The sequence below is a fragment of the Nocardia sp. NPDC058497 genome (genome assembly GCF_042720195.1).
Classification (GTDB): domain Bacteria; phylum Actinomycetota; class Actinomycetes; order Mycobacteriales; family Mycobacteriaceae; genus Nocardia.
Genome location: NZ_JBHXMY010000041.1, coordinates 1 through 20,548 on the forward strand (window position 1 = coordinate 1; position 20,548 = coordinate 20,548).

Annotated in this window: 19 protein-coding genes and 1 tRNA gene; 10 read left to right on the forward strand and 10 right to left on the reverse strand. The window is 67.4% G+C overall.

The genetic code is table 11. The features are described from left to right. Positions 1-13 precede the first annotated feature (13 nt). Both ACFWPJ_RS05175 and ACFWPJ_RS05180 read left to right on the forward strand, forming a co-directional pair. Positions 14-101 (forward strand) — tRNA-Ser (locus ACFWPJ_RS05175). A 265-nt stretch (positions 102-366) separates the two neighbouring features. After that, entirely contained in the window at positions 367-792 is a 426-nt protein-coding gene (locus tag ACFWPJ_RS05180; RefSeq protein ID WP_378847380.1) for a DUF5994 family protein, read from the forward strand. 1 nt (position 793) lies between these two features. Here the strand turns inward: ACFWPJ_RS05180 and ACFWPJ_RS05185 are convergent, their stop codons facing one another. Both ACFWPJ_RS05185 and ACFWPJ_RS05190 read right to left on the reverse strand, forming a co-directional pair. Continuing rightward, positions 794-2,242, reverse strand: a complete 1,449-nt coding sequence (locus ACFWPJ_RS05185) for a threonine/serine exporter ThrE family protein (protein WP_378847382.1) — start codon at positions 2,240-2,242, stop codon at positions 794-796. 74 nt (positions 2,243-2,316) lie between these two features. Then, entirely contained in the window at positions 2,317-2,448 is a 132-nt protein-coding gene (locus ACFWPJ_RS05190) for a hypothetical protein (protein ID WP_268241490.1), read from the reverse strand. Positions 2,449-2,577: 129 nt separating this feature from the next. Here ACFWPJ_RS05190 and ACFWPJ_RS05195 point away from each other — a divergent pair, with 129 nt between their 5' ends. Next, positions 2,578-3,222 (forward strand): helix-turn-helix domain-containing protein, encoded by a 645-nt coding sequence (locus ACFWPJ_RS05195; RefSeq protein ID WP_378847386.1) that lies wholly within the window; start codon positions 2,578-2,580, stop codon positions 3,220-3,222. Positions 3,223-3,487: 265 nt separating this feature from the next. Beyond that, positions 3,488-3,952, forward strand: a complete 465-nt coding sequence (locus tag ACFWPJ_RS05200; protein WP_378847389.1) for a helix-turn-helix domain-containing protein — start codon at positions 3,488-3,490, stop codon at positions 3,950-3,952. Here ACFWPJ_RS05200 and ACFWPJ_RS05205 read toward each other — a convergent pair. Together ACFWPJ_RS05205 and ACFWPJ_RS05210 are read right to left on the reverse strand one after the other, a co-directional pair. Beyond that, on the reverse strand, positions 3,949-5,373 hold the full coding sequence (locus ACFWPJ_RS05205; protein ID WP_378847391.1) for a hypothetical protein: 1,425 nt from the start codon (positions 5,371-5,373) through the stop codon (positions 3,949-3,951). The genes ACFWPJ_RS05200 and ACFWPJ_RS05205 overlap by 4 nt on opposite strands. A gap of 85 nt (positions 5,374-5,458) precedes the next feature. Next, a complete protein-coding gene (locus ACFWPJ_RS05210; RefSeq protein WP_308248653.1) occupies positions 5,459-5,656 on the reverse strand; it encodes a DUF397 domain-containing protein in 198 nt (65 codons plus the stop codon). 430 nt (positions 5,657-6,086) lie between these two features. Here ACFWPJ_RS05210 and ACFWPJ_RS05215 point away from each other — a divergent pair, with 430 nt between their 5' ends. The 3 genes from ACFWPJ_RS05215 to ACFWPJ_RS05225 are packed head-to-tail and all read left to right on the forward strand — an operon-like array spanning position 6,087 to position 8,288. Beyond that, positions 6,087-6,572 carry a DUF309 domain-containing protein gene (locus ACFWPJ_RS05215; protein WP_378847393.1) on the forward strand — a complete coding sequence of 162 codons (486 nt, stop codon included), beginning with the start codon at positions 6,087-6,089 and terminating at the stop codon, positions 6,570-6,572. 9 nt (positions 6,573-6,581) lie between these two features. After that, on the forward strand, positions 6,582-7,508 hold the full coding sequence (gene gluQRS, locus ACFWPJ_RS05220) for a tRNA glutamyl-Q(34) synthetase GluQRS (RefSeq protein WP_378847394.1): 927 nt from the start codon (positions 6,582-6,584) through the stop codon (positions 7,506-7,508). A gap of 42 nt (positions 7,509-7,550) precedes the next feature. Further along, positions 7,551-8,288: an RDD family protein gene (locus ACFWPJ_RS05225; RefSeq protein ID WP_378847397.1), complete on the forward strand. Its 738-nt coding sequence runs from the start codon at positions 7,551-7,553 to the stop codon at positions 8,286-8,288. Positions 8,289-8,353: 65 nt separating this feature from the next. Here ACFWPJ_RS05225 and ACFWPJ_RS05230 read toward each other — a convergent pair whose 3' ends face one another. Then, positions 8,354-8,902 carry a DUF4190 domain-containing protein gene (locus ACFWPJ_RS05230; RefSeq protein WP_378847398.1) on the reverse strand — a complete coding sequence of 183 codons (549 nt, stop codon included), beginning with the start codon at positions 8,900-8,902 and terminating at the stop codon, positions 8,354-8,356. 62 nt (positions 8,903-8,964) lie between these two features. Here ACFWPJ_RS05230 and ACFWPJ_RS05235 point away from each other — a divergent pair, with 62 nt between their 5' ends. Next, positions 8,965-9,738, forward strand: coding sequence for a queuosine precursor transporter (locus ACFWPJ_RS05235; RefSeq protein WP_378847400.1), 774 nt, complete (start codon positions 8,965-8,967; stop codon positions 9,736-9,738). A gap of 48 nt (positions 9,739-9,786) precedes the next feature. Here ACFWPJ_RS05235 and tgt read toward each other — a convergent pair whose 3' ends face one another. The 5 genes from tgt to ACFWPJ_RS05260 form a co-directional block, all read right to left on the reverse strand. After that, positions 9,787-11,040, reverse strand: a complete 1,254-nt coding sequence (tgt, locus tag ACFWPJ_RS05240) for a tRNA guanosine(34) transglycosylase Tgt (protein ID WP_378847403.1) — start codon at positions 11,038-11,040, stop codon at positions 9,787-9,789. Between the two features lie 48 nt (positions 11,041-11,088). Next, complete coding sequence (locus ACFWPJ_RS05245) at positions 11,089-12,996, reverse strand: ABC transporter ATP-binding protein (RefSeq protein ID WP_378847406.1); 1,908 nt, start codon at positions 12,994-12,996, stop codon at positions 11,089-11,091. Further along, positions 12,993-14,726: an ABC transporter ATP-binding protein gene (locus ACFWPJ_RS05250; RefSeq protein WP_378847407.1), complete on the reverse strand. Its 1,734-nt coding sequence runs from the start codon at positions 14,724-14,726 to the stop codon at positions 12,993-12,995. The genes ACFWPJ_RS05245 and ACFWPJ_RS05250 overlap by 4 nt, the downstream gene beginning before the upstream one ends. A gap of 84 nt (positions 14,727-14,810) precedes the next feature. Next, complete coding sequence (locus ACFWPJ_RS05255) at positions 14,811-15,287, reverse strand: Rrf2 family transcriptional regulator (RefSeq protein ID WP_189032238.1); 477 nt, start codon at positions 15,285-15,287, stop codon at positions 14,811-14,813. A gap of 82 nt (positions 15,288-15,369) precedes the next feature. Beyond that, a complete protein-coding gene (locus tag ACFWPJ_RS05260; RefSeq protein WP_378847410.1) occupies positions 15,370-15,966 on the reverse strand; it encodes a TetR/AcrR family transcriptional regulator in 597 nt (198 codons plus the stop codon). A 200-nt stretch (positions 15,967-16,166) separates the two neighbouring features. Between ACFWPJ_RS05260 and ACFWPJ_RS05265 the strand changes: the two genes are divergently transcribed. Beyond that, positions 16,167-18,461 carry an MMPL family transporter gene (locus ACFWPJ_RS05265; protein WP_378847413.1) on the forward strand — a complete coding sequence of 765 codons (2,295 nt, stop codon included), beginning with the start codon at positions 16,167-16,169 and terminating at the stop codon, positions 18,459-18,461. A 181-nt stretch (positions 18,462-18,642) separates the two neighbouring features. Further along, the coding region (locus ACFWPJ_RS05270) for an MMPL family transporter (protein WP_378847416.1) at positions 18,643-20,548 on the forward strand (1,906 nt) is incomplete at its 3' end.

Consider the following 20,548-nt stretch of genomic DNA (forward strand, 5'->3'; position numbering starts at 1 on the left):
TAGGGGGCTCCACGGCGGATTCGCCGTGTGGCCTATGGCGCTCGCCTGGAACGCGGGTTGGGTTAACGCCCTCAGGGGTTCAAATCCCCTATCCTCCGCCACAGCAGGGCCCTGATCGGTTCGCCGGTCGGGGCCCTGTTCGTTTAATCGGTGGATCTGTCGGTGGGCTTCCGTAGAGTGAGCCCCGACAGTGCGGGAGACCCCCACCACACCCACCGCCGGTGTCGCCGCCACGTCACAAGATGTGTGCGTGCCGACACAGTGGAGTGGGTACCCATCCCCAGTGCCCGTCCGTAAACGGACGGCGTGCGCCGGTCGATATCTATTCGACCGCGCCCCCAAGACTTCAGAAAGACACCATTCGTAGTGAATACAGCACCTGAAACGAGCACCGGTCGCGACGCGACCGGGCCGATCCGGCTGATGCTGCGTGACCGCCATGCCGTCACCGGCCCGATCGACGGCGCCTGGTGGCCGCGCACCGATCAGCCGATGACCGAGCTGCACCAGCTGGTGCACGCGGTATCGCCGCGCATCGGCAAGCTGGCCCGGCTCGGATTCGACTGGAACGCCGTCGATTCCGCTGACGACGCCAAGGGCGAGCAGGCCTCGCGCATCATGCACGTGGTCGGCAGCAACGGCGCCGCGCTGGCGCTGCTCGTCATCCCGGCGGCGACCGAGGCGCCGGCCGCCCGCAGCCAGATGCGCTGGGCGGCAGGCAAACCGCGCATCCAGGATCCCGCGCCCGCCGAATCCGCGGCCGACGGGCCGCGCACCCTCGTCCAGACTTAGTTCATCGATCGCTGGTGTAGGTCGGATCGAAGTCGCGCGGCGCGCCGCGGCGGCTCAGCAACCGGTCGAACCACTCACCGAGGACGACGCCCGCCGCCAGCGCGCACCCGACACCGAACGCGCCGAGAATCTGCCCGAAACCGAGCAGCGTCTCGTCCTCCAGCAGGGCATACAGCCCGCGATACACCTTCAGACCCGGCAGCAGCGGCGTGATGCCCGCGACCGCGACGACCAGCGGCGGCGTCAGCGCCCGGCGCGCCATCAGACCACCGGCAAGACCGACCAGCGTGGCCGCCATCCCGGAAGCGACGACCGGACCGAACCCGATGTCCTGCGCGCCGAGGAAGGCCATGGTGCCCGCCGCACCGCTGAGCCCGGCCGCGAACAGGGCACGGCGCTCGGCGTAACAGGCCAGCGCGAACGCGATCGCCGCCACCGCACCGGCACTCAACTTGATCGCCAGATACTCGGTGTCGCGGCCCGCGCTCGCCGCGATCTCCGGCACCGCGATCCCGAGCATCGTCGAAATCCGCAGCGCCAGACCGATACCGGCGACGATGCCGCCGGTCATCATCACCACCTCGAGCATGCGGGCCGCCGCGGTGATCGGCGCGCCGGTGATGGCGTCCTGCACCGAACCGACCAGCTGCTGCCCACTGAGCAGCACGGTGATGCCGGCGGCGACGATCAGCGCGGCGTCGGCTCGCCACTGATCACTGAACGCCGCCAGCGCGATGGCGGGCGCGGCGGCGATGACACCACCGATCATGTGCTGGAAGAAGATCGGCAGGCCGAGCTGGTGCAGCGCCCGGTTGACCACGTCGATCAGCGCGGTCGTCGCGAAGCTGATGGCGGCGAGCAGGACGCCACCGCCGAGCAGCACCGCGATCGCGGCGGCCAGCAGCGACCAGCCCGCCGTGGACACCCATCGTGGATACGGATGCCGCGACGAGACGATCTCGTCGAGCGCGGCGTGCGCCTGGTCGACGGGGACGACCTGGGTGCGGATCCGGCGAGTCAGGCGGTCGACCGCGGCCAGCCGGGTGAAGTCGAGCGAGCGGTACTTCACGATCCGCATATCGCTGGCGGGTGGCAGCCGGGGACCGCGGTCGGCCCAGATGCGGATCGCGTCGAAGGTGACGTCGATATCGCATTTGTCCAAGCCGTAGGTGGAGGCGATGAAACGAACCTGCGCCGAGGTGTCCACGACACCGGTGCCCGCCGACAGCACCACCTCACCCACCCGCACCGCCAGGTCGAGCACCTGCGACACCTCGGCGTCGTCGGTGAGATCGATCGGCTGCAGCGGGGTCGGCGCCGCGGTGATGTTGTCGGCGGTGGCGCGCTGTGAGGGCAGGACGAACGGCCTGCGTAACCGCCATCGCTGGCGCAGACCTGGGCGTTCGGTGATCGTGCCGCCGTCGCCTTCCATCGCTGGGTCCGCACTCATACCATCGACGGTAACGGCGTTCGTGGCACGTTCGTCATCTCGCAACGAGTTCGTCAACGTGTCGCGTTGTCGGCTCAGATGTCCTCGATCAGGCCGGTGCTGTAGGCGGTTGCCGCCAGGTGCTGCAGGCAGCGCGGACCACACCCGTCGTGCTGAGTCAGCACGAAACGGGCCTGCTGGAGCGAAGAGATGGGAGAATCGGCCACGCAGTCGGCATGCGCGCTGCGCCAGTGGTCTTCGCGGCCCCTGGCGGCGGCGCGCGATGACGGCGGGTCTGGTGCGGATGTGTCCAGCGGGGTGTGACGGTAGGGGCCGGCGATGGAGGCGATGACTGTATGAACACCGGGACGGGGAAGGTGATCCAGGAGCGGCGGCGGTTGCTCGGGCTGTCGCAGCCCGCGCTCGCCACCGCGATCGGGGTGAGCTCGCGGCAGATCACCCGGTACGAATCCGAGGAACAGTCGCCGACGCTGCCCGTCGCGATCCGGCTGGCCGACGCGCTGCAGATCTCGCTCGCCGAATTGGCCGGCATCGTCGACAACCGGATCGATCTGGCGGGCCGGTGGTGGGCAGCCTGGCAGAAAGCGGCGAACCACGGCGACGAGGTCGAGGTAACGCCGGTGACCATCCGGCACGAAGGCGACCACCTGCTGATCGACTCGGCCGCCGAAACCCCTGCCGCGCAGGACGATCCGGCCACGCAGATGCGGGGCGAGATGCGGGTGTGGGACGGTGACGCGCTCACCGGCTGGGTTCGCGGCATGGACGTCGGCTGGCCGATCGGCACCATCTACTACTCGCTGCATCCCCAGGGCGCTCATGCCGTCGGCTCGTGGACGACGAAGTCCGGCGCGGACGGCGTCGTCCGCGGCTGGAGCGCCCTGGCCAGGGAGAAGTCCGACGCCGAGAAGCTCCTGTCGGAACTGGTCCGCACCGACGGCACGGTGGAGTCGTGGCCGGGGAGTTCGCGCTCGGACTGAAGCCGCCGCCGGATGTCGTGCACGCTCGGCCGTCCGCTGTCCGAGGGGGGCAGGAGCAGCAGGTAGCGGGTCAGTGCTCCGAATACGAACAGTCCCACAGCAATCCACAGGTAGATGTCCATCTGTCCCCTCCGAACCAGTCGGTGCTGCACGGGTGACGCGGTATGGTGGTGTCGAAGCCACCGCAGCAAAGTATGGTCATCGTCAAGACCTTTTGGACAGCAAAAAGCGTCTACAAACGTCTACAGTTCTCTACGATGGGTCCATGTCCAGTCGGGGCGAGCAGGGGAACGGCGAGACCACCGTCGTCGGGGCACGGTTGCGACAACTCCGCGAAGAGGCCGGGCTATCCCTGGCCGCACTGGCGACCCGAGTCCCCTACTCCCGGGCTGCGCTCGGTCACTACGAAACCGGAACGCGCGCAGTGCCGTCCGAGGTGATCGACTGGTACGAGCGGGTGCACGCGCAATCGGCGCCCGCCCTCCCCGCGACCCGTCGACGCGACCCACGCGCCGCCGACACCGCCCTCGCCGACGCGATCGCCGCCGAGCTCGGCGGCACCCGCCCGCTCATCGAGATCGGCAGGCCACACCAGACCGGCGCCGGCTACTTCTGCCCGTTCCGCATCGACGGCCTGATCGAAGGCGAGGCAGCGGGCACCGATCCCGCGACCGCACTGCATTCGGCCTTGCGCACCATCGGCATCGAATTGCGCCGCGAACGCGACTAGTGCGCCGCGACGACCACCGCCAGCGACTCGCCGAGCAGGGCCAGATAGCGGTCCGGATCGGCCAGCACCTCGGCATCGAAATGTACTGACAGCGTGATGGTTTCGCCGATGCCGTGGACGCCGTGGGTGAGGTGCATGACGGTGCCCAGTGCCGGGAAACCACCGGTGAACAGGACGGGGGCGCCCGCGAAGGCGAGATCGGCGGCACCGCGATAGACGCTGGAGACGACGGTGTTGCCGTCGAGGGCGTCCGGGACGCTGTTCAGGTCGGCGCGCTCTACGTCACGTGCGGCCAGCATCGCCGGTACCGTCTCGCCGACCCGGTCCTGTACGGCGAGTAATGGATTCAGTGTGCGCTCGCGGCGGCTGGCGAGGTCGGCGGCGATCAGGTCCGCGCGGACGGCGAGGTCGGGTTCGTCGATGTGCAGGTCGATGGACAGGCCACGGTAGTTGTTGCGCGCCGCGCCCGAGGCGGGCACCGCCATCGGCAGGGCGGTTCCGAGACGTTCGGGCCGGTCACCGTGCTCGGCGAGGTACACCGACAGCGCTCGCGATATGGCTGTCAGGGCAACAACGGTGACGGTTCGGCCGGGTATCCGGACATCCGCGGCGTCGACGACCAGTAGCCGCACCCGATGATCGAGCGCGGCTACCGGCGTCGCCGGGTTGACCCGGCACGGCGTGAACCCGGTTGTGGCCGCGGGCACCTCACCTGCCGCCGTGCGCTCCGCCAATTCCCGCTGCGCCTGGAAGGCGGCGTAGCCGCGCCGGGCCGTGGTGAACAGTTGCCGGGGAAAGCGCAGCACGCCAGACACTCTCGAACCGGCAGTCCATGCACAGATCTGTCCACAGGAATCCACAGGCTGTGCAGGAGTTTTCACAGGTCCGACCGGGCGATTTGCCGAGTTATCCACAGGTGCACCGGGCGAGCTGGGGACAACTTCACCGGCCGCCGCCGACGCGAAGAGTGATCGCGCGACGGCGGCGGCGCGGGTGCCGTCGGCCAGGGCGTGTGACAGCTGCAGCACCCCGACGAGCGCGGGCCCGGCCGCCACCGGCGCATCGCGCACGGCACGGAAAACATGGATGCGCCAAGGGAATTCGGTCGCGTCGACGCCGGTGCCCAGAAGTTCGCCGAGGCGGTCGAGCAGGAAAGGCCAGCGCAGACCGTCCGGCCGATGGGTCACGAATTGCTGGGACGTGAATTCGGCAGGCTCCCACCGGGGATAGTCGAGATTGCCCGGCATCTCCCGCAGCCGGATCCGCAGATCCGGAATGGACGCGACGCGCGTGGCGACGAAAGCGCCGAGTTCGGCTGTGGTGGCGTCGGTTTCGGCGAAGCAGTAGAGCAGAAACACATCATTGGCGGTCCGCCGCGACAGCCAGAACATCGTCGCGTCACGTGGCGCCATCGTGGTCATCCGGCCACGATAGGCCACCACAGAGAAGGCCCCGAGTCCTACCGACCCGGGGCCCGTGCTGCCTTCTCGAGGCGCATGGCGCGGATCAGCCGCGCGCGAACTCTCCCGCGGTGACGTCGGCTAGAAACGCGCGCCACTCTCCCGGTCCGAAGGCCAGCACGGGACCGCGACCGCGATCCTTGGTGTCGCGGACCGCGACATCGCCGCCGGCGAGAAAGGCCACTTCCACGCAGTTCCCATCGGGTCCGCTGTAGGTGCTCTTCCGCCACACAGCGTCCGTCACATCAACCTCCACGGCACTTACTCCTTTGCATGATCGAGAACGGGATTACTCCAGGAATCGTTGCAACATTCTGAATCGGACGCGATCGACGAGTTACTTCGTGGCACACACAGCACTGCCACACGGCGCGCGCAACCGACCGGCACAAACCAGCGCATCGAAGCGTTTCCGCCTCCGGGGGCTGCCCCCGCGGAAGAAACACTAGCAGGTCTTCCGCAAGTTTGCGGATGAGAATTTGCTTTCTCATATGGGTTTGCCAAGCTTGCGAAGCTTCACGTTTGCGGGAGCATTGCCAGACCCCTATACCCATTCCGTATCCGGCTGACACATCAACTATTACTTCCATGTGATTAGTCCGTGATACGTCAATTTCTCCACCGCCCCAACCGTCCCGTGCGCACCATCCACGGCAGGCGTGGATCATGGGGGAATGATCTCCCGTGACCGCGACGCCGCAGGTCGTGCCCGTAACGACCGCCCCAGAGACCGACTCGGCAGGCCGCTGCCGCCCGGCAGTGCCGGAGTCGCCCGAATTCCGGACGACCTCGAGCTCGCGCCCCAGCAAACTCTCGCCTTCGCTCAGCAACTGCTGGACGACGGTTTGGCATTCAATGCCCATGAGGTATTGGAGGCGGCGTGGAAGAACGGGCCGGTAGCCGAGCGGATGCTCTGGCAAGGCCTCGCGCAGTACGCCGTCGGCATCACCCACATCCAGCGTGGAAACGCCAAGGGGGCGGGTACTCTGCTGCGCCGCGCGAGCGAGCGGCTCGGCTCCTACCCGGCGAATGCCCAGCAGCACGAGGTGGACCGCGCCGGGCTCATCGCCCACGCGGCCGGGCTGCTCGCCGCGCTGGACGCGGGCACCACCATCCCCGAGGACCAGCTGCGACCGCGGCTGTGCCACGAGCCCACATAGAATTGCGCAGTGCCAACCAGCCCTTCCACCGGCGCAGGCCGGTACGCCCCGAGTCCGTCGGGTGAACTGCACCTGGGCAATCTGCGCACCGCGATCCTGGCCTGGCTGTTCGCCCGCACCACCGAACGCGCGTTCCTGCTCCGCATCGACGACCTCGACCGGGTCCGCCCCGGCGCCGCCGAACGCCAGCTCGACGATCTCGCCGCCATCGGCATCGACTGGGACGGCCCCGTGGTGCGCCAGTCCGAGCGCCTGCCGATCTACGACGCGGCGATCGCCGAACTCACCGCGGCGGGACGCACCTATGAATGTTTCTGCACCAGACGCGAAATCCAGAAGGCCGCCTCGGCGCCGCACGGGCCGATGGGCGCCTACCCCGGCACCTGCCGTCACCTCAGCGACGCGCAACGCGCGGCCCGGCGCGCCGAAGGACGGCCCGCCGCACTGCGATTGCGCGCCGACGTCGACGACTTCGAGATCACCGATCTGCTGCACGGCCGATATCACGGCGCCGTCGACGATGTGGTGCTGCGCCGCGGCGACGGTATCCCCGCCTACAACCTGGCCGTTGTCTTCGACGATGCGGCCCAGGGCGTCGACCAGGTGGTCCGCGGCGACGACCTGCTGCCGTCGACACCGCGCCAGGCCTATCTCGCCGAGCTGCTCGGTCTGGCCGCGCCCACCTACGCGCACGTGCCGCTGGTGCTCAATCAGGAGGGCAAGCGGCTGGCCAAACGCGACGGCGCCGTGAGCCTTTCGGATCAACGCGCGCAGGGCAACACGCCCGAGGATGTGGTGGCGGCGATCGCGGATTCACTCGGCTACACCGCGCGGACAACAGCCGAGCTCCGCGAAGTTTTCGACGCAACGCGCGTACCGAAAAAACCATGGATACTCGAGTCCATCGGGTTGTTCCGACCAGAGGGATGTCCGTAACGTACGCAACGACCGATCTACTGATCACGACGAGGACGAATTATGACCAGCGGTGGTTACGACCCCAACCAGTACCCGCAGGGCGGTCAGCCCGGCGGCTACGGCCAGGACCCTTACGGCCAGCAGCAGCCGGGATACGGGCAGCAGCAGCCGGGATACGGCCAGCAGCCGGGATATGGGCAGCAGCCGGGATACGGGCAGCAGCCCCCCGCGTATGGCCAGCAGCCCGCCTACGGCGCGGCCGACCCGTACGGCCAGCAGCAGCCGGCCTACGGCCAGGATGCCTACGGCCAGCAGCCTTCCTACGGGCAGGATCCTTACGGCCAGCAGGGATTCGGTGGCGTTCTGCCCGCGGATCTCGGAGTTCGACTCGGCGCACGCGTGATCGACAGCCTGATCATCGGTATCCCGCTGTTCTTCGTGAACCTCGGCATCAGCGTCGCGATGATGGACAGCCCGTTCGTCGCAGGCATCGTTCTCTGGCTGATCATGGGTCTCGCTTACGTCGGATACAACGTCGGCTTCGAGGTGACGCAGGGCACCACCCTCGGTAAGAAGCTGCTCGGACTGCGGGTCATCGCCCCCGGTGGCGCACCGAAGCTCACCCCCGAAGCCTCGCTCAAGCGCAATATCTTCCTGGCTCCGATGGTCGTCTACTGCCTCGGCGGCCTGGTCACCACCGCGCTGTCGATCTACATCGCGGTCACGATCAACAACGACCCGAACAAGCAGGGCTGGCACGACAAGTTCGCCGGCGGCACGCAGGTCGTCAAGGGCTGATCTTCAGCTGACGAAAACGTCAGGGGCGCTTCCGAGTACGGAAGCGCCCCTGTTCGTTTTCCTGGTCAATACGACGACGTGGACGAATCCAATCCGCCTGCTACACCGAGCACGATGACGAACACCACGTAGAGCAGGCCGAGCACGAGGGTGATCGCACCGATCCAGATGCCGGCCAGCGCCATGCCGCGGCCTTCACCGCCGCGCTCCTTGATCTGGTTCAGCGCCATCACGCCGAGCACGATGCCGACGATCGAACCGATGCAGGTGCACAACCCGACCAGCGAGGAGACCAGCGCGCCGATCGCCAGGCCGTTGGTGCCCTGCGGCGGCGGGAATCCGCCGTACGGTTGGTATCCGCCCCCGGCCGGGTAGGCGCCGTAGGCCGGCGGCTGCTGCGGCTGCGGGTACTGCGGCGCGGACGGCTGCTGGTAGTTGGGGTACTGCGGCTGCGACGGCGGCGGGGCGGGCTGCTGCGGATACTGCGGCGTCGAAGGCTGCGACGGCGGCTGCTGCGGGTACTGCGGCACCGAACCCGGCGCGCCGGACTCCGGCGACACGCCGGAGCCGCCGTACTGCTTCCACCATTCGTCGGAATCGCCGGGATTCGTCATTGGTACAGCCTATTCCACAAGCCGCGCCCGTGAGGCACCCCGACCTTGGTTGGATAGAAGCCGTGACTGATGCAAACACGCTCGACCAACCTGCCGAATCTGGGCGCCCCGCGCCGGACCACGCGGCGTTCGCCCAGGTTGCGCGGGGGTTCTACCCGGTAATTGTCGCCCTGTTCACGGCGACGCTGATCATCTCCAACATCTGCGCGACCAAGGGCGTCGAATTCTTCGCCGACAAATCGGTGATGCTTGGCCCGCTACAGATCCTGCCGATCGCGACCGACGGCGCCTTCTTCCTCTTCCCGCTCGCCTACATCCTCGGTGACGTGCTCAGCGAGGTGTACGGCTTCCGTGCCACCCGCCACGCCATCTACACCGGTTTCGCCGCCCTGCTGCTGACCGTCGGCGCCTTCGCGATCGCGATCCGGCTGCCCGCCGCGGGCTTCTACGAGAACCAGGAGGCGTTCCGCACGGTCATCGGCACCACGCCGCAGCTGGTGCTCGCGGGCCTGGCCGGCTACTTCGTCGGGCAGCTGCTGAACTCGGCCACCCTGGTGCTGATCAAGGAACGCACCAAGGAGAAGCACCTGTGGGCCCGGTTGCTCGGCTCGACAGTGGTCGGCGAGTTCGCCGACACGCTGATCTTCTGCTCGATCGCCGCCACCGCCATCGGTATCGACAGCTGGCAGTCGTTCGTCAACTACGTGATCGTCGGCTTCCTGTGGAAGACGCTGGTCGAGATCATCGTCATGCCGATCACCTACCGCGTGATCGCGTTCCTCAAGAAGACCGAACCGAGCTACGCCCCGGCGAAGGTAGACGTACTGCACGATTGAGTTTCGCAGTGGGCGGCGGGCCGGATTCCGGTCCGCCGCTTCGCATATCTAGGCGCCAGGGGCCTTGACCCGGCCCTTCCATTGCCCGAGGAACTCGGCCTTGAACTCGTCGAAGTAGCCGCCCTCGATGCTCGCGCGGATCCGGTCGACCAGCCGCACGGTGAACCGCTCGTTGTGGATCGTGCAGAGGGTGGCCGAGAGCATCTCCTTGGCCTTGAACAGGTGGTGCAGGTACGCGCGGGTGTAGTGCGCGCAGGTGTAGCAGTCGCAGTTCTCGTCGATGGGGGTGAAATCGCGGCGGAAGCGGCTGGTGTTGATGTTGAACCGGCCCTCGTCGACGTAGATCGCCGCATTGCGCGCCACCCGGGACGGGTTGACGCAGTCGAAGGTGTCGGCGCCGTTCTCGATGGCGACGAACATGTCCTCGGGTTCGCTGATGCCGAGCATGTGGCGCGGCTTGTGCTCGGGCAGTTCGTCGCTGCACCAACCGACGATGGCGCCGAGGTTGTGCTTCTCCAGCGCACCACCGATGCCGTAACCGTCGAATTCCGTTCCGCCGGAACCGCGGATCTCCTCCAGCTCGCGACAAGCCTTGCGCCGCAGGTCCTCGTACTGCGCGCCCTGGACCACCGCGAACAGCGCCTGGTAGGGCCGGTGGCCGCGGTCGCCGGTGAGCTTCTCGTGTTCATCGATGCAGCGCTGCGCCCATTCGTGCGTGCGCCGCAGCGATTTCTCCTGGTAGCCACGGGTATTCAGCAGCGTGGTGAGCTCGTCGAAGGCGAACATGATGTCGGCGCCGAGCTGATGCTGGATGCCCATCGACACCTCGGGGGTGAAGCGATGCTTCGAACCGTCCAGGTGCGAGCGGAAGGTGACGCCGTCGTCGTCGACGGTGGCCAGGCGTTCCTTGCCCTCGGCGATCACCTCGTCGGAGCGGATGTCGACGGCTTCCATGGCCAGGACCTTCTTGAACCCGACGCCCAGCGACATCACCTGGAAGCCACCGCTGTCGGTGAAGGTGGGGCCCGGCCAGTTCATGAACTTGCTCAGGCCACCGGCGTCGTCGACGATGTCGGCGCCCGGCTGCAGGTACAGGTGGTAGGCGTTGGCCAGCAGCGCCTGGGCGCCCAAGTCCTTCATCGTCTCGGGCAGCACCGCCTTCACCGAGGCCTTGGTGCCGACCGGGATGAAGGCGGGCGTGGCGATCTCGCCGTGCGGGGTACCGATGACGCCGGTACGGCCGTGCCGCCCGCCGTCGAGACGGGTGCCTACGGTGAAGGAGAACTCGCTGGGATCGGCCACCAGCCCATCGTGCCAGGGCTGCCCGGCGTGGCACCGGACACCCTGTTCCTACAGCTCCGCCGCCGCGAACTGCGCGTTGTAGAGGCGGTAGTACGCGCCCCGTTCCTCGAGCAGCCGTTCGTGCGTCCCGTGTTCGACGATGCGGCCCTTCTCCATCACCACGATCAGGTCGGCGTCGCGGATGGTGGAGAGGCGATGGGCGATCACGAAGCTGGTGCGGTCGCGGCGCAGGGCCGCGGTCGCGTGCTGGACCAGCAGTTCGGTGCGGGTGTCGACCGAGCTCGTTGCCTCGTCCAGGATCAGGATCGAGGGTTTGGCCAGGAACGCGCGGGCGATGGTGATCAGCTGCTTCTCCCCCGCGCTGACACCGCCGCCCTCCTCGTCGATCACCGTGTCGTAGCCGTGCGGCAATGAGTGCACGAACCGGTCGACGTAGGCGGCGCGGGCCGCGGCGAGGATGTCGTGTTCGGAGGCGCCGGGATTGCCGTAGGCGATGTTCTCCCTGATCGTGCCCTTGAACAGCCAGGTGTCCTGCAGCACCATGCCGATCCGGGACCGGAGGTGGTCGCGGGTGATGGTGGTGATGTCGACGTCGTCGATCGCGATGGTGCCAGCGTCGAGTTCGTAGAAGCGCATCAGCAGGTTGACCAGGGTGGTCTTGCCCGCGCCGGTCGGGCCGACGATGGCGACCACGTGCCCTGGATCGGCGACCAGCGACAGCCGCTCGATGACCGGCACCTCGGGCTCGTAGCCGAACGACACCGCCTCGAACTCGACCCGGCCGCGATCGACCGGGCGCGGGTTCTCCACCAGCGGGTCGGGGCGCTGCTCCTCGGCGTCGAGGATCTCGAAGATCCGCTCGGCCGAGGCGACGCCGGACTGCAGCAGATTGGCCATCGCGCCGATCTGGGTGAGCGGCTGGCTGAACTGGCGCGAGTACTGGATGAAGGCCTGCACCTCACCCAGCGACAGGTTGCCCGTCGCCACCCGCAGGCCGCCGACCAGCGCGATGAACACGAAGTTCACGTTCCCGAGGAACATGATGGCGGGCATGATCAGGCCGGAGATGAACTGCGCCTTGAAGCTGGCGTCGTAGAGCTTCTGGTTGCGCTCGTCGAACTCCTTGCCGACCTCGCGGCTACGGCCGAACGCGGTGATGATCTCGTGGCCGGTGTAGGCCTCCTCGACCGAGGCGTTGACCGCGCCGGTGTATTTCCACTGGTCGACGAAGTGCGGCTTGGACCGCTTGGCGATCTGCGCGGTGACCACGATCGCGGCGGGCACGGTGAGCAGGGCGATCAGCGCCAGCAGCGGCGAGATCCAGAACATCATGATCAGGATGCCGATCACGGTGAACAGCGAGACCAGCAGCTGGCTCATCGTCTGCTGCAGGCTCTGCGAGACATTGTCGACGTCGTTGGTGACGCGGCTGAGCACGTCACCGCGCGGCGCGGTGTCGAAGTAGCGCAGCGGCAGGCGGTGCAGTTTGTTCTCCACCTCGTCGCGCAGCCGCTTCACCGTCCGGTTGATGACGATGTTGAGCAGGTAACCCTGCAGCCAGCCGAACACCGAGGCCGCCACGTACAGCGCGAGCACGATCATCAGCACCCGGGCGACGGCGTCGAAATCGATGCCGGTACCGGGGATGACGTCCATGGCCGAGAGCATGTCGGCGCGGGTGTTCTCGCCCCGGTCGCGCAGCATCTCGATGGTCTGTTCCTTGGTGAACCGCGGATCGAGTTGCTTGCCGACGAAGCCGTCGAAGACCAGGTTGGTGGCCTTGCCGAGCAGGTAGGGGCCCAGCGTGTTGAGCACCACCGAGGTGATCACCAGGCCGATGATCGTGCCGACGGCGACGCGTTCCGGCGCGAGCCTGCGCAGCAGGCGCTTCAGCGACGGTCCGAACGATTTGGCCTTCGTGCCCGGGGCGCCGGGTACGGGTCCGCCTGGCCTCATCGAGCCTCCTCCACACTCAGCTGGGACTCGACGATCTCGCGGTACTCGGGGCACCGCTGCATCAGATGTTCATGGGTGCCGATGCCCGCCATCGCGCCGTCTTCGAGGACGACGATCTGGTCGGCGTCGCGAATGGTCGCGATCCGCTGGGCGACGATGATCACCGACGCGTCGGCGGTCTCGGGCTTCAGCGCGGCGCGCAGCCTGGCGTCGGTGGCGACGTCGAGCGCGGAGAAGGAATCGTCGAACAGGTAGACGCGCGGCTTGCGCACCAGCGCGCGGGCGATGCACAGGCGCTGCCGCTGACCGCCGGAGACCGTGGTGCCGCCCTGGGCGACCGGCGTCTCGAGCCCGCGCGGCATCTCGCGCACGAAATCGGCCGCCTGGGCGACCTCGAGCGCATGCCACAGTTCCTCGTCGGTGGCGTCGGGATTGCCGTAGCGCAGGTTGCTCGCGATGGTGCCGGAGAACAGGTACGCCTTCTGCGGCACCAAGCCGATCCCGCCGCGCAGGCTCTCGAGGTCCAGGTGGCGCACGTCGGTGCCGCCGACGTAGACCGCGCCGTCGGTGACATCGATCAGTCGCGGGATCAGGTTGATCAGGGTGGTCTTGCCGGAGCCGGTGGAACCGACGATCGCGGTGGTGGTGCCGGGTGCCACCTGGAAGCGGATGCCGCGCAGCACCGGCTTCTCCGCGCCGGGGAAGGCGAATTCGGCGAACTGCAGGTCGACCGTGGCCGGGTCACCGGCGAAGGGCTGCGGCAGCCGGGGTGGGCGGACCGAGGACTCGGTCTCTAGCACCGCGCCGATCCGGTCGGCCGAGACCGCGGCGCGCGGCGCCATCATGGCCAGGAACGAGGCCATCATGACGGCCATCAGGATCTGCATGATGTAGGACAGCAGCGCGGTGAGCGAGCCGATCTGCATGGTGCCGTTGTCCACGTGGTGGCCGCCGAACCAGATCACCGCGACGGCGGTCAGGTTGCTGATCAGCATGACCGTCGGGAACATCAGCGCCATCAGCTTGCCGACGCGCAGCGAGGCGTCGGTGAGCGCGGTGTTGGCCATCCCGAAGCGCCAGATCTCCTGCCGTTCCCGCACGAACGCCCGCACCACGCGGATACCGGTGATCTGCTCGCGCAGTACCCGGTTCACGTCGTCGATCCGCGCCTGCATCTGCCGGAAGCCGGGCACCATCCGGGCCACGATCGTGCCCATCGCCAGCGCCAGCGCCGGGACCGCGATGAGCAGCAGCCAGGACAGCCCGAGGTCTTCGCGCAGCGCCATGACGATGCCGCCGACACACATGATCGGGGCCATCACCAGAATCGTCACCGACATGACGATGAGCAGCTGCACCTGCTGGATGTCGTTGGTCGAGCGGGTGATCAGCGACGGCGCGCCGAACATGCCGACCTCTCTCGCCGAGAACGTCTCGACCCGGTGCAGCACGCCACCGCGCATGTCCCGGCCCGCGCCCATGGCCGCCTGCGCGCCGAAGTACACCGACGCCGAGGACGCCACGATCTGCACACAGCTGACCGCGAGCATCCACAGGCCGGTGGTCCAGATGTAGCCGATATCGCCCTGGGTGACACCGTTGTCGATCAGGTCGGCATTGAGGCTGGGCAGGTAGAGCATCGCGATGACCGAGATCAGCTGGAGGGCGATAACCCCCGCCAGCTGGGCGCGGTACGGGGCCAGATAGGTCCGCAGCAGGGTGATCAACATGATGATCGCAGGCTACCGCGTGCGGGTAATCGGTGACGCGGTGTTTTCACATGCCTGTGGATAAGTTCCCGGCCTGTGGACAACTCACGGCGCGGCAGGTGTCCTCGGCTCGCGACGCGCCCACGCGCCCGGATCCGCGACGAGTTCGCCGATGAAACCGGGCAGCCGATCCGCCGCGATATCGGCGATCGACACGTTCTCCAGCACGGCCCTGATATTGACCCGCAGCGCGATCCACACCTGCTGCAGCGGTTCGGCGGCGCCGGGGTAGCGCACGTCCTCGGGGCGCTGCCCGCGCACCGAGGCCAGCGGAGATTCCACGGCCCGGATCACGTCGGCCACCGAGATCTCCGGCGCTGGCCTGGCGAGGCGATAGCCACCGTCGGGTCCGCGCCTGCTCAGCACGAGCTCGGCGCGGCGCAGCTCGGACAGGACGGTCTCGAGCACCTTCGGTGGGATCTGCGCTGCGGCGGCGATGGCCTCGGCCTTGACGACTCCGTCGGCCGCGGCGAGCTCGAGCAACGTTCGCACCGCGTAATCGACCCTGGCGGTGATATGCACGTCTCGAACTTACGCGGTCCCCCCGGCCTGAGCGGTCAGCGGCCGGAGGCGGTAGCCAAGCGTGACCACGCAGGCCGCCCGCTCAGGCCGAATGAACACAGCCGGTCAGTACGCAGGTCGCCGCGTCGAGCAGGGTCTTCTCCACCACGGTGTCGCTGGCACCGGGCGCAAGTTCGGTCGACAACAGCGCGACACCGAGCACCTCTATCGCGGCGGCGGCGCGCAGCAGGGACTCCTGCGTCGGGTCGGGACCGGCCAGCCACAACCGCAGTTCCCTGGTCGGTTCCATCAGATCGGGGTAGCGATCGGCGATCGCGTTGACGATCGCGGCGGTGTCGCGCACGCAGAGCGCGCCGGCCGCGCGGTGCCGGATCATCCCGCGCAGATAGGTGCGCAGGACCGCGCGGATGCCCTCGTCGTCGTACGGGACGGCGTCGATGTCCTCGACGATGTCGCGCATGTGATCGATGATCGGGTCGATGATCGCGATCAGCAGATCGAGCTTCGAGGGGTAGTGGTAGTAGAGCGAGGCCTTTGTGATTCCCACCATATCGGCAACCTCGCGCAGGCTCGCCTGCTCGAATCCCTTGGCCGCGAACAGCTGAACCGCGGCGTCGCGGATCGCCTCTTTGGTGCTTCTACCTGCGGTAACGGTATCGGCGACTTCTCGGGCAGCCATCGGCCAATCCTCCCATGATTCGGTGCGACCTCTGCGGCACCCCCAAAAATTGAGGTTGCCCCTCCACTTACCGTATCGGTATTCTACCTACCGCACGGTAGGCAGAAAACGACGATGTGGAGGCGGGTCACAGGGGACGACCCGCGAGTGCTGTCTACGAGCCTGATCCCACCCGAGTTCTTCGCGCTAGGAGCACCCTCGTGTCCGTATACCTGTACAGATGGGGAAAGTTCGCTTTCCGCCGTAAATGGATCGTGTTGCCGGTCTGGCTACTGCTGTTCATCCTGCTCGGCGGCCTGGGCGCGACGCTCAGCAAGCCGATGACCAACGACTTCAGCATGCCCGAGCTCCCGTCGGCCCGCGCCAACGAGATCCTCGACAAGCACTTCCCCGGCATGTCCGAACAGTTCAAGTTCGACGCCGTCTCCGGCACCTACGTGATCGGCGCGCCGGAGGGTCAGCAGCTGACCGACCCGGCCAACCGCGCCGCGATCGACGCCTTCATCACCAAGCTCGGTGAGCTGCAGATCGTCGATCACGAGAAGCCGCTCATGAGCCCGGTCGAGCTCACCGACAAGATGGGCTGCCTGAGCAACCCCGACCCGTCGCAGTGCTCGGGCGCACCGCTCAACGTGCTCAGCTCGACCGCGCCGAACACCGTCGCGGTGCTCAACGTGCCGTTCACCATCAAGGCCGTCACCGATGTGACCGACGCCGAGCGCGACGCCGCCTACGAGGTGGCCGCCGAAGCCCGCGACGCGGGCCTGACCGTCGAGCTCAGCGGTTCCGTCGCGATGAAGCAGGAGCAGCCCAGCGGCAAGTCCGAGCTGATCGGCATGGGTGTCGCGCTGATCGTGATGGTGGTCGCCTTCGGCGCCATCGTCGCCGCGGTCGTGCCGATCGTGACCGCCATCGTCGGCCTCGGCGCGGCGACCTCGCTGATCATGCTCGGTACCTCGGTGATGGAGGTGCCCAGCTTCACCACCTTCCTGGCCTCGATGATCGGTATCGCGCTCTCGATCGACTACGCGCTGTTCATCGTCTCGCGCTACAAGCATGAGCTGGCCGTGCGTGATTCGGCCGAGGAAGCCGCCGGTACCGCGCTCGGCACCGCCGGATCGGCCGTCGTGTTCGCCGGTCTGACCGTCATCATCGCGCTCGGCGCGCTCAGCATCGTCGGCGTGCAGTTCCTGACCTTCATGGGTCTCGGTGGCGCCATCGCCGCCGGTTTCGCGGTGCTCACCGCGATCACCCTGATGCCCGCGCTGATGGGCGCCTTCGGCAAGTCGCTGTTCAAGCCGAAGCTGCCGCTGGTCGCCCAGCACGATCCCGAGGACGAGAGCTCGGTCACCAACGGCCAGCGTTTCGCCCGCCTGATCGGCAAGGCCCCGTGGGTCGCGCTGATCCTGTCGGTGGTCGTGCTCGGCGCGCTCGCCGCTCCCGCGGCCGGCCTGAACCTCGGCCTGCCCGGCGAGGACTCGATGCCGAAGACCTCCACCGTCCGCAAGGCCTACGAGCTGCGCACCGACGGTTTCGGCGAGGGCAGCAACGGCGTGCTGATGGTCGTCACCGACCTGAGCGCGGTGCCGGAGGACCAGCGTGAAGCCGCGGTCGGCGCGCTGCGCGACCGGCTCGAGTCCTACGAGGGCATGGACTACGTCACCGAGCCGCAGTGGAGCGAGAACAAGCAGGGCGCCATGCTCAACGGCGTGCCGAAGTCGGGCCCGAACAACCAGGCCACCAAGGATCTGGTCGCCGAGGCGCGCGGCGCCGAAGGCGAGCTGAAGGCCCAGTACGGCATGGAGTACGGCATCACCGGCACCACCGCCATCTACGCCGATGTCGACCACGTGCTGCTCAGCAAGATCGTGCCGTACCTGGCGATCGTGGCGGGCGCCGCGTTCGTCCTGCTGATCCTGGTGTTCCGCTCGATCCTGGTTCCGCTCACCGCGGCCCTCGGGTTCCTGCTCTCCATGGGCGCCACCTTCGGCGCGACCGTGCTGATCTTCCAGGAGGGCAAGCTCGGCCTCATCGAGGATCCGCAGCCGCTGGTCAGCTTCCTGCCGATCATGTTGATCGGCTTGGTGTTCGGCCTGGCCATGGACTACCAGGTGTTCCTGGTGACCCGCATGCGCGAGGAATACGTGCACGGCAAGTCGCCCAAGGACGCGATGGTCTCCGGCTACCACCACGGCGCCCGCGTCGTGACCTCGGCGGCGATCATCATGATCTCGGTGTTCGGCTCGTTCATCCTGGAAACCGACGTCACCGCGAAGTCCTTCGGCTTCGCGCTGGCCGCCGGTGTGGCGATCGACGCCTTCATCGTCCGCATGGTCGTCGTGCCCGCGCTGCTGGTCATCATGGGCAAGTGGTCGTGGTGGATCCCGAAGTGGCTCGACCGCGTCCTGCCCGATATCGACGTCGAGGGTTCCAAGCTCGAGCAGCTGCGTAACCAGGGCGCCGAGACGGTGAAGCACCCGGTTCCGGTCGCCTGACCCGACCCCGTCGCACGACCCCGCAATCCACTCCAGGATTGCGGGGTCGTCGTGTTTTTCGCCCCACCGGGGCTGACAGGTTGCTTGATATCGCGGTGGCCTGGCACCAGACTCAGGACTAGTTAGACCCGGCTGTACCTCCCGATCCGCGCTCCGCACCGATCACCGCGAGGAGAAAACCGTGTCCGTCTACCTGTACCGGTGGGGCAAGCTGGCCTTTCGCCGCAAATGGATCGTGCTGCCCGTCTGGTTACTGTTCTTCCTCGTGCTCGGCGGCCTCGGCGCCCAGCTGCAGAAACCGATGACCGACGACTTCAGCATGCCCAACCTGCCGTCGGAGCGGGCCACCGAGATCCTCGACAAACACTTCCCCGGTATGTCCGAAGCCTTCGCCTTCGACGCCGTGACCGGCACCTATGTCATCGGCGCCCCGGCCGGGCAGAAGCTCACCGATCCGGCCAACCGGCAGGCGCTGGACGCGCTGATCGGCAGGCTGGAACAGCTCGACATCGTCGATCACAGCAAGCCGATCCCGAATCCGATCACCATGACCGAGGAGATGGGCTGCCTCGGCGCGCAGCGCGATCCGTCGACCTGCAGCGGCGCACCACTGAACGTGCTGAACAAGACCGACCCCGACACCGTCGCCTACATCAGCGTCCCGTTCACGATCAAGGAATTCGCCGACATCACGGCCGCCGACCGCGACGCCGCCTACAACGTCGGTGACGCCGCCCGCGCCGCCGGGCTGACGGTCGAGATCAGCGGCACGATCGCGATGGAACAGGAGATGCCGAGCGGCAAGTCGGAAATGATCGGTATGGCGGTGGCCCTGGTGGTCATGGTCGTGGCGTTCGGCGCGATCGTCGCCGCGTTCGTGCCGATCATCACCGCGATCGTCGGGCTCGGCGCGGCGACCTCGCTGATCTTCCTGTCCACCTCGGTGGTGTCGATCCCCAGCTTCACCACGTTCCTGGCGTCGATGATCGGCATCGCGCTCTCGATCGACTACGCGCTGTTCATCGTGTCCAGGTACAAACACGAACTGGCGGTGCAGGATTCGGCCGAGGAAGCGGCCGGTAGCGCGCTGGGTACGGCCGGTTCGGCGGTCGTGTTCGCCGGTCTGACCGTCATCATCGCGCTGGTCGGCCTGAGCATCGTCGGCGTGCGGTTCCTGACCTTCATGGGTCTGGGCGGCGCGGTCGCGGCGGCCTTCGCGGTGCTCACCGCGATCACGCTGATGCCCGCCCTGCTCGGCGCGTTCGGCAAGCACCTGTTCAAACCGAAGCTGCCGGTGATCGCCCAGCACGATCCGGAGGACGACACCATCGTCACCAACGGCACCCGGTTCGCCAGGGCGATCGCCAAGTGGCCCACGGTGACGATGGTGCTGGCGATCGTCGCCCTCGGTCTGCTGGCCGCGCCCGCGATCAACCTGAATCTCGGCCTGCCCGGCGAGGACAGCATGCCCAAGTCGACCACCGTCCGTCAGGCCTACGACCTGCGCACCGAGGGTTTCGGCGAGGGCAGCAACGGCGTGCTGCAGATCGCCGTCGACCTCAGCGACACCCCCGCCGACCAGCGCCAAGCCGCCCTCCTCGCGTTGCGCGAGAAGCTCCAGTCCTACCCCGATATGGAGCTGGTCACCGAACCACAGCTCAGCCAGGACGGGGCGGGCGCGCTGATCAACGGCATTCCGAAGGCAGGCCCCAACGCGCAGTCGACCAAGGACCTGGTGCAGTCGGCCCGCGACGCCGAACCCGCCCTGCACGATCAGTACAAGATGTCGTACGGCATCACCGGCACCACCGCCATCTACGCCGACATCGACCACGTGCTGCTCAGCAAGATCGTCCCGTACATGGCGATCGTGGCCGGTGCGGCGTTCATCCTGCTGATCCTGGTGTTCCGATCGATCCTGGTTCCGCTGACAGCCGCGCTCGGCTTCCTGCTGTCGATGGCGGCCACCTTCGGCGCGACCGTGCTGATCTTCCAGGAGGGCAAGCTCGGCCTGATCCAGGACCCGCATCCCCTGGTCAGCTTCCTGCCGATCATGCTGATCGGCTTGGTGTTCGGCCTGGCCATGG

What these genes read in the sequence shown, in the direction of transcription:
- ACFWPJ_RS05185 (WP_378847382.1), bottom strand. Translation starts at nt 2,242, where the DNA reads ATGAGTGCGGACCCAGCGATGGAAGGCGACGGCGGCACGATCACCGAA.
- ACFWPJ_RS05195 (WP_378847386.1), top strand. Translation starts at nt 2,578, where the DNA reads ATGAACACCGGGACGGGGAAGGTGATCCAGGAGCGGCGGCGGTTGCTC.
- ACFWPJ_RS05200 (WP_378847389.1), top strand. Translation starts at nt 3,488, where the DNA reads ATGTCCAGTCGGGGCGAGCAGGGGAACGGCGAGACCACCGTCGTCGGG.
- ACFWPJ_RS05205 (WP_378847391.1), bottom strand. Translation starts at nt 5,373, where the DNA reads ATGACCACGATGGCGCCACGTGACGCGACGATGTTCTGGCTGTCGCGG.
- ACFWPJ_RS05215 (WP_378847393.1), top strand. Translation starts at nt 6,087, where the DNA reads ATGATCTCCCGTGACCGCGACGCCGCAGGTCGTGCCCGTAACGACCGC.
- ACFWPJ_RS05225 (WP_378847397.1), top strand. Translation starts at nt 7,551, where the DNA reads ATGACCAGCGGTGGTTACGACCCCAACCAGTACCCGCAGGGCGGTCAG.
- ACFWPJ_RS05230 (WP_378847398.1), bottom strand. Translation starts at nt 8,902, where the DNA reads ATGACGAATCCCGGCGATTCCGACGAATGGTGGAAGCAGTACGGCGGC.
- ACFWPJ_RS05245 (WP_378847406.1), bottom strand. Translation starts at nt 12,996, where the DNA reads ATGAGGCCAGGCGGACCCGTACCCGGCGCCCCGGGCACGAAGGCCAAA.
- ACFWPJ_RS05250 (WP_378847407.1), bottom strand. Translation starts at nt 14,726, where the DNA reads ATGTTGATCACCCTGCTGCGGACCTATCTGGCCCCGTACCGCGCCCAG.
- ACFWPJ_RS05260 (WP_378847410.1), bottom strand. Translation starts at nt 15,966, where the DNA reads ATGGCTGCCCGAGAAGTCGCCGATACCGTTACCGCAGGTAGAAGCACC.